This window comes from Bacillus sp. 2205SS5-2 (assembly GCF_037024155.1).
Lineage (GTDB): Bacteria > Bacillota > Bacilli > Bacillales > Bacillaceae_K > Bacillus_CI.
The window spans coordinates 30776-44721 of sequence record NZ_JAYKTS010000021.1; the positions used below are offsets into that span (position 1 = coordinate 30776).

Below are 13946 nucleotides of genomic sequence, written 5' to 3' on the forward strand. Positions count from 1 at the left end.
CCACAATGTATACGAAATGAGCCTTCTATTAAACAGCAATATCCTTCCGTTGATAAATAAAGTAAGCTAAACAAAGACTGATGACACTTAAGAGGATCATGATAACTACGAACAATGGGTTAATCGCATTTTGTGTAATAATTTCCCCAGCATCTACGTATTTAAACAAACTTGCAAACTTCAATGGTTCTAGGTCTTCTGAAATACCCGTCATAATACTGAAAAAGTAGGACATAAACACTAATCCGAGCGAGATGGAAGTGATGGTTCGCGTTTTCTTCATTAATACCGATAAGAGGAATCCAACACTAGCAAATGATACATGCAGCAGGATCGTGCCAATTACTAGTAAAAAGAAACTCTTATATGGCACCTTGTCATCCGAAAATCCAAACCCAATCAAGCTCGTTATCGTAGAAATAGTATTAAAAATCAAGATGTTAGCCAGGATAACCAATAGCTTCTCTGTTAATATTCTCGACCTCATCACAGGCTTTGATAATAAAAATTCAATCGTTTTTTCATTTTCCTCCTTCGCAATCATCGAAGAAGCTAACATAACTACATAAATACTACCAAGAAGTGTAGTATACAAATGAATTTGTAATCCGTAATAGCCAATAAGGGATCCCATATTTAGTCGATCCATTCCAAGTGCTTTTTGAAATGATTCAGGGTAGGCACTTAACAACTCAGTCATGGATTCTTGGTTTTGTGAAAATTGAGGATAGATGCTCAGTATCATCAGAATGATTCCACTTAAAATGACACTCCATATGATTAAGGCTTTTGAATTTTTTAGCATTTCTCGTTTAAAGATCATGAAATTTCCTCCCTTCACTCGTAATAGTGGATGAACACTTCTTCTAGACTGGGTTCTTCGATGAGGATGTCCTTGACTTCAATCGAGCTCAAATAGTTGAATAAAACAGTTAAGTCACCGTTATAGGTTAAAATGATCTCATCTTTCATTTGTTCTTTTTGAATGACGCCTTCTAGAGGAAATTCAGGATTTCCTTCCACATGCACGGTAATATTTTTCAAACTGGATTTCATTAGTGTTTCGATATTCTCAACCTTTACAAGCTTCCCTTCCTTAATAATCCCGACCCGGTCACATACCTTTTGGACTTCACTCAGAATGTGAGACGAGAAGAAAATCGAAGTTCCTTTCTCTCGTTCAGCTTGTAGTAGTTCGAAAAACAGCTTTTGAATTAAGGGATCTAGTCCACCAGTCGGCTCGTCTAATATGAGCAGCTTCGGTTCATGCAAAAGCGCTTGAATAATGCCAACTTTTTTACGATTTCCAAATGATAAATCCTCAATTTTTCGATTCAGTTCCAGTTGAAGGATATTCGCTAGCTCATCAATGCGCTTTTCATTTTCATATTCATAAAATTTCGCTGAATACTTCAGTAAGTCCATTGCCTTCATATCATCATAGTAATGAACCTCTGAGGGGAGATAGCCAACTAACTTTTTTATTGCTCTTGTATCAGTGACAATGTCTAGATCGAAAATTTTGCCACTGCCACTTGTCGGATGAATGAAATTAAGCAATGTTCGAATCGTCGTGCTTTTCCCTGCTCCGTTGGGGCCGATAAATCCAAATATTTCACCTTTGTCCACATGAAACGAAACATCCTCGATTCCCTTACTTTTTTTATAGTACTTCGTTAATGATTGGACCTCAATCGCTTTCATACGCGTACTACCTCCTTCAATCACATTCATTGACTGGTGAGTCAACACCAGTATACGCCCTCATTGACTCGCTAGTCAATAGTGTGCTAGAAAATTATTATGTACTGAAAAAAATGCTTCCATCTCCCCTTCTTACAACGCCTTGGCATCCAACAAAAAGAAGTCGTTTGTCAAAAGTGAACATCATTTCTATTCCACTAAAAAAACCCATTCGAAGAGAAAAAATACACTAGCGAGTGGGTTTTTAATTATATTTAAGCTGTAAATGTATTGCCTAGATTGTTATTCTTCAAGACATATTGATTTTTTCCTCCGAACTTATTCCTTAATCATGAATTCAAACTTCCTCCGTGTTGGTCAATGAACTCTTTCAACAAGGAAACCAGAGGGACTGTCCCTCTGGTTCCCGAAGTTCACTCTCTGACGGTTGGTTTTATTAATGAACACGGAGGATATTGAATGGTTGGAGCATAGAAAGAAAGTTTCCTCATAAAGTAACAGGCCTCTGGAAAATGATGCTCCAGGAATCTTAAGGACGACTGATTAATCAGTTCATCATCATTATAGAGATGTAACACTTCGGCCACCAGTTGATTAAATTGAACTACCGCCACAGATACCTCATAAGCAAATCTCATTTGAATAGGGAATCCAGGTTGAGTAAAATGTAAATATCCTTCGATTGAACTATTCTTCACGATAAATTGGGAAAACTGTCCTTTTAACGCAATCGCTCTTTCGATTAAATCAAATTCTACCCCGTCAAGCAGTCGGATTAGCAAAGCCGCATGCCCTAGCTGATCTTCTAGCCACAAACTTAATAAATCTACAAGAGATAATGGAGAATAAGCTTTTCCCTGCACATAGCTAGTCAATATCCGTAAATATTCATTATTCTCTGCTAATGTTCCATTTAAGTAAGAAGGAGATAAATTCAAATTCACCTTATTGTATAACCGAAGATTTAATAAATTCCCTTCAAACAAATAATAATTATACGAAACCTGATTGGCCCGTTTTGACAATTCTACCATTGCTGGTGAGTCGAGTTCGGCATCTCTAGCAACTCCCTTTAACTCTCCCTCTACTTGATCAAACCAATTAATATACTGTTGAGCCTGATTCACCCACTTCACTTCTTCAGGAGACAAATAATCCCTGATAAAGTAGGCATGATCTTTTAATATCGCCAACCAAAACTGGTGTTCCTCCCAAGCCGTAATCGGTACATATGCCACTGTATTCGCCCTCCTTCTTCGCTCTTTTTTAACTTTATTACTTTAAATGCAGCTTCATACCAAGAATAAAAAAACCTTTATAGTAAAGAATATTTTTAAACTCTTTAAAAGAGGTCTTACAATGGGCTTATTACAAAAATTCAAAAATACGATTCTAAAGAACAGCCAAGAGGCGGAGAATGAACAGCTACGCTCAACTGAACCGAGAAAAGAAGAAAATCCATTGGATTTCAACCATATTGTTCATCAATTTATTGATTGCATGGACTTTAAGCACCGGATTTTCAAGCAAGTAAATGCCGAAATCATCTATATTGATCATTTAGTTGACAGTGTAGCACTAAAAGAAGAACTAGTGGATTGGTTGAATAAAGGGAATAAGGAAGCTCTTCAACAACATCTTGAATCCTCACAGTTTATAAAAAGAGAGACAAATAAAGAAGTGGTTGTCGATGTTCTAAGTGGAAGTGTAGCAATATCCTACCTACACGAAATTTACAGTTTAAACATTAAAGGGATTGAGAAGAGAAGCATCGAAGAATCGGAAACGGAATCTGTTATCCTAGGTCCACATGAAGCGTTCATTGAATCTTTAGATATCAATATTTCACTGATTCGAAAAAGAGTGAAAAGCTCTCATCTAAAAACGGTTAGCTTGAAGGTTGGAGAGATTAGCAAAACAGATGTTACCTTAATGTACATTGAGGACATTGTATCAGAGGAAGATCTACATTATCTAAAGAACCGAATCGAAAACATTGAATACACAGGTGTCATAGATTCCAATATGCTGGTTCAGTTTATAGATGATCATCCCTTTTCTCCCTTTCCTCAATTTTTCACAACAGAAAGACCTGACGTTGTATCCTCAAAATTAGTTGCAGGAAAAATAATTGGATTGGTCGAAGGAAGCCCTCATGCATTTTGTGCGCCAGTAAGCTTCTTTGACTTTTTACAATCAGTAGATGATTATAGTGAACGTTGGATCGTCGGCTCCTTTATTCGATTGCTTAGGTTATTTGCCTTGGCTGTGACCGTGTTCTTTACGGCGATTTACGTATCTGTCACTACGTTTCATTATGAAATGATTCCAGAACAATTATTGCCAAGCTTAATCGAGTCAAGAAGTAAAGTACCGTTCCCTCCCTTAATTGAAGCTATTTTTTTAGAGTTGGTTATCGAATTGCTTCGTGAAGCCGGGGCCCGTTTACCAACAAAAATTGGGCAAACCATTGGGATAGTGGGTGGGATTGTAATTGGTCAAGCAGTTGTTGAAGCTGGGATTACCAGTAATATCTTAATCATAGTTGTTGCAGCATCTGCCATATCCTCATTTGTCATTCCTAGCTATACCATGAGTGCGTCCATCCGAATTGTTCGATTTTCTTTTATCTTACTCGCGGGCTTTTGGGGAAATATGGGATTGATATTCGGATTAGGGGTTCTGATCATCCACTTATCAAAAATGACATCATTAAATACACCTTACCTCATCCCCATTTCTCCAACTTACTTTGGAGATTGGAGAGATACACTTATTCGTGCACCATATAAATTTATTAAAGAACGACCCGCTCAAGTTAAAACAACGAACAAAATCATTAATAAGATGAAAAAATAGGTGAAATCAGTGAAGGAAAAAATACATCCCATTCAAGTTGCTATTCTTATCTATATGATTCAATCTGGTGTTACATTATTTAGTATTCCTAGATTGACAGCTGAAGCATTTGGAACCAACGGCTGGGTTGGACTCCTTCCAATTATGCTAATTGTGAACTTAAATATTTTATTAATAGGACTTGTCTACAGATGGGGAAAAGGAAAATCGATCTTTATTCTCTTCAGGAACGTACTGCCTTCATGGGTCTTATTCCCTTTCTACCTCCTGATCGCTGTAAATTTCACCTTACTGGCAACTCTTGTATTGAAAAAATACATCCTATTACTAAAAATGATGTTTTTTCAAGAAACACCATCATTCGTGCTAATATTAATGTTTTTCATTTTAAGCTATATGCTTTTAACGTCATCGATTTATCAAATTGGGAAAGTAACCGTTGTTCTTTTTTTCATGACGGTGTGGACAATCTTTTTATTAGCCCTTCATCTCGCTGATTTTAGCTTCGTAAGGATGACTCCTTTTCTCTTTAAAGGTGAAATCGATCTAGTATCCGGGGGGATGAATGTATATTCTGCTTTTCTAGGTTTTGAACTTAGCCTGTTTCTATTTCCTTATGTCCAGAAAAAAAGATTTGTAAAGTCTATCTTTATCGGTAATTTTATTACAAGCATGATTTATTTAGGTGTAAGCTTTATTTGTTTCGGCTTCTTTAGTCACAAAAATATATTAATGGATTTGTACCCGGTCATTACCTTATTAGAATATGTCAAATTTCCTTTCATTGAACGGATGGAAAACATGATTTTTGTTCTATTCGCATTAAAAGTCCTGATTACCATCGTCATGTATATATGGGCTGCTAAAGAATTAATTGAACAATCCGTTCCACGCTTAAAGCCCAATTTCATTATTGTCTGTCTATTACTTCTCGGTTTTATCGTTTCAACTTTCCCTTCCATTTTACGTGATGTTGATGAATGGTTAAAATGGCTAACCTACATTGACTTTGGCATTGCAATAATTCTCCCTTTCCTCCTCTTATTAGCTATAGGAGTGGATAATCTTAAAAAAAGACAGGTGGAATCATGAAAAGGTTAATCTACTTTCTTTCAATTCTATTTCTAATAACAGGTTGCGGTAGCCAAGTCATTGATGACTTGGCTATGTTAGATGCGGTTGCGTACGACTTATCTGAGGATGAAGAAAAGCCTCTGACCGTCACTGCCCAATACCCAATCATTACCCAAGAGGGCGTTATTGGAAATGAGATACTCTCTGTAAATGCAAATTCCAGTAAAGACTCAAGAATACAATTTAGCCATGAATCCAACCTCAAAATGGTTAGTGGACAAATCAACATAGCCTTGTTTGGAGAAAAGCTAGCTGAAGTTGGACTAAAGACTATTATAGATACCTTTATGCGTGACCCGAGCTTAGGACCGCGTGTTTACTTTGTCGTTACGAAAGGAAATGCGAAAGATATATTGGAATACAAGCACCAAGAAGGACCAGACACTGCCAGATATTTACGAACCTTCTCAGAAAAATTAGATATTGAAAATGAAAGTGCCAATTATAACTCTTATCAGGTGATCAGAGATTATTTCGACGATGGAATCGACCCCATTATGCCTTATTTTATTATAAAAAATAAAAAAATTAGCCTGGACGGGTATGCCCTCTTCAATAAAGATAAATTTGTTCATCATATCTCGACGAAGCAATCCGCCACATTATTTTACCTAAGAGATGATATACATAAAGGAACGTTGAGCATTGACGTATCAGATGCTAAAAATGAAAATTTGTTTCCAGAACAATTAATGTTTAATTATCATAAAAAGGACTATTCTCTAAACGTGAAAATGAATGAGAACCAACCCATTTCTGTGGAAATAGTCATAGAGCTTGAAGGAAGGGTTCTTGAATATACTGGTGAGAAGTACCTAGATAATGAAAAAGTCCAAAAACAACTTGAAGAAAAAATTAAGGTTCATCTAGATGAACAATCAACTGAATTCATTGAGTTAACTAAGGAAATAAACATTGACCCGATAGGTATTGGTCGCTATGTACGTAATAAACTCCCCTATAACGAATGGAAAAAGATGAATTGGGAAGAAGTTTACCCAACTCTTGACATTAATGTGTCCCTTGATATGAAATTAATAGATGTGGGGCAGGCGAAATAAGAAACGCTCGAAACAAAGAGATATCACCGTTTATAGATCTCACTTTCCGCACGTGCACCTATTCAACATTCTTTTATAAATTTTGAATCACGATTGACAAAAAGAATCCATTTTTTCATGAAAACATAAGGCTATTTCAAGTCATTATGTTTTACTATTCACTTTATTTCGTGAATGGATGACTATGTAGTATATATTATTTTTCAATAGAATAACGATGTGCGGAAAGTGAGATAGATTGGTGCGAAAACAGCCTTTGGTAAGCTTCGTTGTATTTTAATCGATTTCTCGTTAATTAATCCATTCGGTATGGATTTCGTATAAGAATCTGCGAATAGAAGCCCGAAAATCTATACATTTTATGGAATATATACTCTATGGAAGAGGAACATTCATTGCACAAAACTTCCTAATGCAAAAAATCAGTTGCAAATTAATTTGCTCAACTCCGGAGTAAAATTCCATCTAGAATTTTGTCAAAGTTCATTCTCCTCTAATATTGAAACTGTAGTCTTCTTGACCTTAAGATTACTATCTGAAGAAGTGTCGCGGTTCCTTGAAGCAATCATGGATTTATAGATGGCTTTTTTCGTATACATTGTGGCTATTTCATAGATGAGAAACTGATTCGAAAAGCCACAAACTTTGCGAAAGCAGCCTTATAGAAAGGTCATCACATCCATTATTCACAAAAAAATGAAGCCAAGTTTAATAAGAAAGGCTCCTTTTAAAGAAGGTACCGCCTCGTAGTGTGCATTCATTTTAGCCCAAATAGTAATTGAAATATATAGTGAAGCCTAAGAAGATGGACATACTAATCTCTAAATAAACGTCGGGAACAAAGGTGGAAACCAAGTGAGAAATATCTGGATTATTTTCACAAGAGACATTAAAAATGTAACTAGGAATCGGGTTGCAGCGATAGTAATTGGAGGATTGATGATATTACCCTCTTTATACGCATGGTTAAATATCGAAGCCTCTTGGGATCCATATAGCAACACCAATCAGCTCCCCGTTGGGATCGTAAATGAGGATATGGGAGCTGAAATTCGTGATCAACAAATTAATGTTGGCGAGGATCTTGTGAAGGAATTGAAGAATAATGAGGATATGAACTGGCAGTTTTCAAACCGAAAGATAGCCAGGGAGCGGGTCGAATATGGGGATTACTTTGCCGTCATCATTATTCCGAATGACTTCTCAAAAAAATTAGCCACTGTCATCGAGAATCAGCCAGAAAAGGCGACCTTAGAATATTACGTAAATGAAAAGATTAATGCGATTGCACCTAAAATTACCGAGTCAGGTGCAGGTGGTATTGTAGGCGAAATCACAGGTTCCTTTATTTCAACTGTGAATGGTACGATTTTTGCGATGTTTAATGATCTAGGCATTCAAATTGAGAAGGATCTTCCAGATATCAAGCGGTTTGAAGAATATATTTTTGAAATCGAAGAAAAGTTACCTGATATAGGTGACACCTTAAAGCAATCATTATCCGATGCTCAAAATGCGAAAGGGTTTATTAATAAAGCGCAAACTGGGTTGCCCGATGTGGAAAGAGTGACCAATAACGGACTAGAGACGATTGAGCAAACCACTGAATTTCTAAAAAAAGCGGAGGACCGTCTTAATAGTCTCGCCCCCCAAGTTCAAAAAGATTTGGAACAAGTGCAGAATCTGGCTTCAAAGGTCAATCGATTTCTACAGCAAATGCAGCCTTCATCTATCGACCTTAGTGTGGCTGAGGAGATTCACCAAGAGAATACGAAACAGCTAGCGACGTCAATAGAAACACTTGAATCCATCGAATCTTCCTTAAAAACATTACAGAACGAAGAAGAAAACCAAAATCAGCAACAGCTCCAACAAGCGCTCCAACAAATCGAGATAATTAAGAAGGAATTAGAAAATATACAACAAGACGGTGGAAAAATTATTGATTTCCTAACTTCAAAACAACAGGAATTCAACAACGTAATCAACGGAGTCAAGGACCGGTCAGAGAATATCGAAGCTGAAATCGATGTATTTTTGAAAGAGTACAAACAGAACATCGAACCCACTGTGTTAGAAGAAGTAGCTAACGCAAAACAAACATTATCTGAGGCTAGAGAAATCCTCAAAGATATTCAGACCACGATCCCTGAAGTAGAACGTATTCTTGCTAGTGCAGAAGGTAACTTAAATAAAGGGACAGAAACTCTCCAATATGTTCTAGGAGAATTTCCATATTTTGAAAATAAAATCAATGAATTGGCGAATCGCATTCGAGACATACAAGGGAAAACCGACATTAATGAAATTATTAAACTATTGCAAAATGATCCACAATCGGAGAAAAGCTTTTTCGAAGAACCTGTTGTCTTAAATAAGAACAGCATATACCCAATCGAAAATTACGGGGCTGCCATGACACCATTTTACACGGTGTTGGCTATATGGGTCGGGGCACTTCTACTTATTTCTTTATTGGCAACTGAAGTGAATGGTCAACATGAATTAAGCGAAAGACACATTTATTTCGGTAAACTCCTAACGTTTCTTAGTATTGGGTGCGTTCAAGCATTGATCGTTACATTGGGTGACATCTTTGTCCTCGGAGTAGACATTGCTGAACCATTCTGGTTTGTTTTATTTGGTCTAATCATCAGCATCATTTTTATGCTTGTGGTTTACACCTTGGTCTCTGTGTTTGGAAATATAGGGAAGTCGATGGCCATCGTCCTCCTTGTGCTTCAAATTGCTGGAGGTGGAGGAACGTATCCGGTAGAACTATTGCCTAATTTCTTTCAAGCGATACATCCCTTCCTACCGTTTTCATATGCGATTGATCTCATGAGAGAAGCGGTTGGAGGAATCGTCTGGGAGAGAGTGACTCGAGACATCCTGTTTCTTGGCCTGTTTGGTGCGACGGCAATGATGCTCGGTGCTTTTTTAAAGGAGCCACTTAGTGAGAAAACGAAAGAATTTATGAGAAAATCGAAGGAGTCTGGCTTGTTTCACTAGATTTTAATCCGTGATTGAGTAAGCTTAAAAATATTGATTATCTATCCAAAAAAACCACATTTGCTATGAAGGTCAAATAACTGCTAAAAAGCTCGATTAACATAGAAAAAGTGGCTGCCCTCGTATGTTAAATACTGAGGGCAGCCACTTAGAACTAACCACAAGTTAGAACGATTGAGCAGCATCCTTCGCACGAGCAATCGCATTTGCTTTAATTTCTTCCGCTTTCTCAGGCATAAACGCGTGCCCTTCTACAAAGATTCCTTCAAAGGACGGAATACCGAAGAATTTCATGACAGTCTTTAAGTGACGATGACCCATTTCCATTTCTGCAGCTGGTCCTTCTGTGTAAACGCCGCCACTTGATTGAATATGTAGGGCTTTCTTATCGGTTAGTAAACCTACTGGACCTTGTTCAGTATACTTGAATGATTTTCCTGCAACCGATACAGAGTCGATGTACGCTTTTAAAACGGGAGGAAACGAGAAATTCCACATTGGAGAAACAAACACATATTTGTCTGCAGCGATGAATTGGTCCACAAGGCCTGTTAAACGACCGATTTTCGCTTTCTCTTCAGCTGATAATTCCTCAAATCCACTACCCGATTGAAGTTTCCCCCAACCACTAAATACATCTCCATCAATATCCGGAATATCTTCTTGATATAGATCAATATGAACAACTTCATCACTTGCATTTGATTCTTTGTATTGATCAATAAAAGCTTTTCCTACTGCCATGCTGTAAGATTGTGTGTGATCATGTGGGTGTGCAGTAATATACAAAATTTTTGTCATAATTCATTTCCTTTCTAATTAAAAAATTTTACGGCTTAGTTTATGCCGTATAGTAAAGATTATTCATTAGTATGAATCTGAATATCTCAAATTCATACTTAATAATACTAGGACAATTGTACAAAAACAAGATATTTGCTCAAAGGGTTGATTTCCACGTTCTTGATCAAAGATATATCGCTTCCGTTTGGGCTAATTCCTTTCATTTTTTCTGTGAAAATGAAAAGCCCTCTTTATTCTCAACGGCTCATTTCGTATCCATTATGGTAATTTCAGCTGATTTTTGACTAAATCCTCCATTCCTCTGTTGATTTTCATCAAAAATTGACGAAGTGATGACCGAAACAACGCTAATTCACAGATGATTTACTGATACGAAAAGTATCAAACTATGCGAATACAGCCTTCTCAAAAGAGTCCACAATTGCTGGAGTGCTGAGTACTTCAGCATCATCAGGTGAAATCATGATTATCTTTTCTTTAACCAGTCCCTCATTTTTTTTTGTAGTGATTTTTCCCTTTCCCTTTTAGCTCTTTTCATATAAATTGTAGCTTGCTAATAAAGGTTGATATAATGCGGTTTAAGGAGGCATTCAAGTATGTATATGAGGAGTTCAGCGAATTAACTAAAACAAAGACAATGGTACTATTCGACCCAATGAAATATGATTTATTTACTGAAGAGCCAGATAAAATCACAAAACTATTCAAAACCATTCGTGAAGCACAATTTTCTTCGGGTATGGCTTGTGTTTCATTGCCGAGGTACATCTTTAAAATGTAATGGGAAATATCGTACTCGTCTATGCTATCTATGTAAGGCTTGCAATAAAACATTCAACGATATGACCAATACATCATTTTCAGGCTCACGATACGCTGAAAAATTCCACATACAAATTTCTACTGCCTTTTTTTGTCATCATAAAATCTTGAACGCATTCGGCAGTATCGTTTTTAATCAACTACAGGGTATCGTTGATAATGACGAAACCTTCTTTCATGAGTCTTAAAAGGAGGCCCTTTCGCATACTTTGTGGCTCTGGCATATAAAAACAGATGTAAACGCACTTTTCTTTCCTCATTTTGAGTTAAAAATAAGGCGAAAAGATGCCCGAAATCACTCTACATCACGAAATAGGGACTAATTCGAAAAGCCACAATCTTTGCAAAAACAGCCTTAAAGGAAGACGTGAAATCACTTATAGAAAAGCTAAGAAGCGTGGTGAGAAGGACAAGAAAAGAGGTATTTCAAACCTCAAAATCGCTGTTGTGTGACGGTAATATGATTGCTCTCAAGGCTGGAACAGGGTCTGTCAATGCCGAAGAAATTGATACTGTGATAGGCGAATATATTTACCGGTCTGCTTTGTTATGCACAGATACAGCAACTAACTAAAAAAAAATCGCCAAACTGAAAAGACTACTACACGAAACAGTGAATGAACGTTTTAAACAACGTGAGAAGAAGGTTATCTATCTTATTCAACACGTTAATACCTTCCAGAATCACTTAAAGGATGGTTGGAATGTTTTCGAGGGGTAGGAAGGAACTCATTATGTGGACATTAATACCTTTACTAGTTCAGTTGGCTCGAATTAAGAAAGGATCTAGCACTAGATAGACGAGTAGAGCTAATGCTTGTTTCAGCGTGTCAAAAGTCTAATTATGCAACTGTAAATTTATTTAGAGGGGTTGTGTAATAACACAAAAAAGATAGCTATTACTATTATTTTTTGTGTTATTGAGAACCTACCATAAAGGTTTGTCTTTATCACTCAACTTAATAATAAATGGGAAAATTACAATAAATATAAGACTTAGATAACCTAAAGTAAATGTTCGTTGAGTTTCAGAGGAAATATATTGCTTAACCCCACAGATAGGACAGTCTTTTCCCTTCTTTGAAAACCCGAGTGACCAAACCTCTTTGGCTTTCCACTTATAATTACAACTTGTACATCGTGCCACATAACCATCTCCATTCTTCTTTACTCTTTATACGGTTTAACCCATATTAAGTTTCAGAAAATTCCTATACAAATAATTATAGGACGGAAATGCAAAATCTATAAAAAAGCGACAAAGTTTACGAAAACAGATTCCCTTTTAGATGAATTGAAGTACAACTGGAGATCAAAAATAAGTCCTTACCTCATTTTTCATCTTCACCCCACTCTCTCTTAGATTACAAAATTCATACTGACCAAATAGCATTTCAGACAATAATCCAAGCAGGTTGAGCGGCAGTAAAGGCATTATTCCAAACAAAAAAAAGGCACTTAACAGAAAGTGCCTTTATGAAAGTCTTTTCTACTTTCATGTTAAATCTTCTAAATTCATAACCACATTTCCCTTTTTTCTTCCTGTATCAACATATCGATGAGCCTCAGCGATTTGTGTTAGTGGATAACGTTCATCGATGACCGCCTTTATCTCCTCAGCTTCAATAAGATCTTTTAGGAAATGTAAACCTTCTTTATTCGCCTCTGCTATTCCTCCCATTCCTTTTTTGTCCCCAAATTTTGATGTCCAAAGTATTTGGAACACTTCTCGGTAATTCATTACAGCCGTAACCCATTTTCCGTGTTGATTTAAGGATTTTTTACATTCAGAAAATGTTGTTTTCCCGACCGTGTCGAAAATAATATCATATTTTTCACCATTTTTAGTAAAGTCCTCTGTCTTGTAATCTACTACAAAATCTGCTCCTAGAGCTTTCACTAATTCCACATTTGTTGTGCTGCAGACTCCCGTAACTTCTGCTCCAAAGTACCTGGCTAGTTGAACGGCATAAGTACCTACACTTCCAGACGCACCATATATTAATACTTTTTGTCCACTCTGGATTTTTCCTTTTCTTAGAAAATATAACGCGGATATTGCTCCAAAAGGGATCGATGCGGATTCTTCAAAGTCCATGTTGGCTGGTTTTAATGTAACAGATCCTTCAGCCCTCACACAAATGTATTCTGCATAGGTACCCTTTCCACAAAACCCATATACTTGATCACCTTTCTTAAACAGCAACACATCTTTCCCAACCTCTGCTATTTCCCCCGAAAAATCCATCCCTAGTATAGACTTTCTCGGCTTTCTCACCCCTAAGGCTACCCTTGATATGGGCCATAGCGGTAACGTCTTTCTCGTTCCATTTCGAATTCTTGCATCTCCTGAGGATACGGTTGTCGCGTACACTCTTATCAGCACTTCATCGTCTTTAATCGATGGTTTTTCCACCTCTTCCAACTGAAGAACTTCTGGTGGACCATATTTTGTAAAAGTAACAACTTTCATGGCTTCCTCCTAAACTTCTTATTAACCTAGAATGCATGGTATGTTTCATTTTATTAATCTATTGAGATTGACGAAAA

General features: G+C 36.8%; 9 protein-coding genes and 1 pseudogene. 5 read left to right on the top strand and 5 right to left on the bottom strand.

Annotation, left to right across the window (positions count from 1 at the left end):
- Positions 1-28: 28 nt before the first annotated feature.
- The 3 genes from U8D43_RS14115 to U8D43_RS14125 form a co-directional block, all read right to left on the bottom strand.
- On the bottom strand, positions 29-823 hold the full coding sequence (locus tag U8D43_RS14115) for a DUF2705 family protein (RefSeq protein ID WP_335871826.1): 795 nt from the start codon (positions 821-823) through the stop codon (positions 29-31).
- A gap of 14 nt (positions 824-837) precedes the next feature.
- Entirely contained in the window at positions 838-1704 is an 867-nt protein-coding gene (locus U8D43_RS14120) for an ABC transporter ATP-binding protein (RefSeq protein WP_335871827.1), read from the bottom strand.
- Positions 1705-2117: 413 nt separating this feature from the next.
- The gene (locus tag U8D43_RS14125) at positions 2118-2942 is read right to left on the bottom strand and encodes a DUF2935 domain-containing protein (protein ID WP_335871828.1); all 825 of its coding nucleotides are present in this window, start codon (positions 2940-2942) and stop codon (positions 2118-2120) included.
- 121 nt (positions 2943-3063) lie between these two features.
- Here U8D43_RS14125 and U8D43_RS14130 point away from each other — a divergent pair, with 121 nt between their 5' ends.
- From U8D43_RS14130 to U8D43_RS14145, 4 genes are all read left to right on the top strand, one after another.
- Positions 3064-4563 (top strand): spore germination protein, encoded by a 1500-nt coding sequence (locus tag U8D43_RS14130; protein WP_335871829.1) that lies wholly within the window; start codon positions 3064-3066, stop codon positions 4561-4563.
- Between the two features lie 9 nt (positions 4564-4572).
- Entirely contained in the window at positions 4573-5655 is a 1083-nt protein-coding gene (locus U8D43_RS14135; RefSeq protein WP_335871830.1) for a GerAB/ArcD/ProY family transporter, read from the top strand.
- Positions 5652-6758: a Ger(x)C family spore germination protein gene (locus U8D43_RS14140; protein ID WP_335871831.1), complete on the top strand. Its 1107-nt coding sequence runs from the start codon at positions 5652-5654 to the stop codon at positions 6756-6758. Before U8D43_RS14135 ends, U8D43_RS14140 begins: the two co-directional genes overlap by 4 nt.
- Before the next feature lie 855 nt (positions 6759-7613).
- Entirely contained in the window at positions 7614-9770 is a 2157-nt protein-coding gene (locus U8D43_RS14145; protein ID WP_335871832.1) for a YhgE/Pip family protein, read from the top strand.
- A 165-nt stretch (positions 9771-9935) separates the two neighbouring features.
- On the opposite strand, the gene U8D43_RS14150 is transcribed toward U8D43_RS14145, so the two are convergent.
- On the bottom strand, positions 9936-10571 hold the full coding sequence (locus U8D43_RS14150) for an FMN-dependent NADH-azoreductase (RefSeq protein WP_335871833.1): 636 nt from the start codon (positions 10569-10571) through the stop codon (positions 9936-9938).
- 574 nt (positions 10572-11145) lie between these two features.
- Between U8D43_RS14150 and U8D43_RS21050 the strand changes: the two are divergent.
- Positions 11146-12275, top strand: a pseudogene (locus tag U8D43_RS21050) (transposase).
- Between the two features lie 616 nt (positions 12276-12891).
- On the opposite strand, the gene U8D43_RS14165 reads toward U8D43_RS21050, so the two are convergent.
- Complete coding sequence (locus U8D43_RS14165; protein WP_335871834.1) at positions 12892-13869, bottom strand: NAD(P)-dependent alcohol dehydrogenase; 978 nt, start codon at positions 13867-13869, stop codon at positions 12892-12894.
- Between the last annotated feature and the right edge of the window lie 77 nt (positions 13870-13946).

Excerpts from the sequence above, each read along its gene's own strand:
- U8D43_RS14165 (WP_335871834.1), bottom strand. The coding sequence starts at position 13,869 with ATGAAAGTTGTTACTTTTACAAAATATGGTCCACCAGAAGTTCTTCAG.
- U8D43_RS14115 (WP_335871826.1), bottom strand. The coding sequence starts at position 823 with ATGATCTTTAAACGAGAAATGCTAAAAAATTCAAAAGCCTTAATCATA.
- U8D43_RS14120 (WP_335871827.1), bottom strand. The coding sequence starts at position 1,704 with ATGAAAGCGATTGAGGTCCAATCATTAACGAAGTACTATAAAAAAAGT.
- U8D43_RS14130 (WP_335871829.1), top strand. The coding sequence starts at position 3,064 with ATGGGCTTATTACAAAAATTCAAAAATACGATTCTAAAGAACAGCCAA.
- U8D43_RS14140 (WP_335871831.1), top strand. The coding sequence starts at position 5,652 with ATGAAAAGGTTAATCTACTTTCTTTCAATTCTATTTCTAATAACAGGT.
- U8D43_RS14150 (WP_335871833.1), bottom strand. The coding sequence starts at position 10,571 with ATGACAAAAATTTTGTATATTACTGCACACCCACATGATCACACACAA.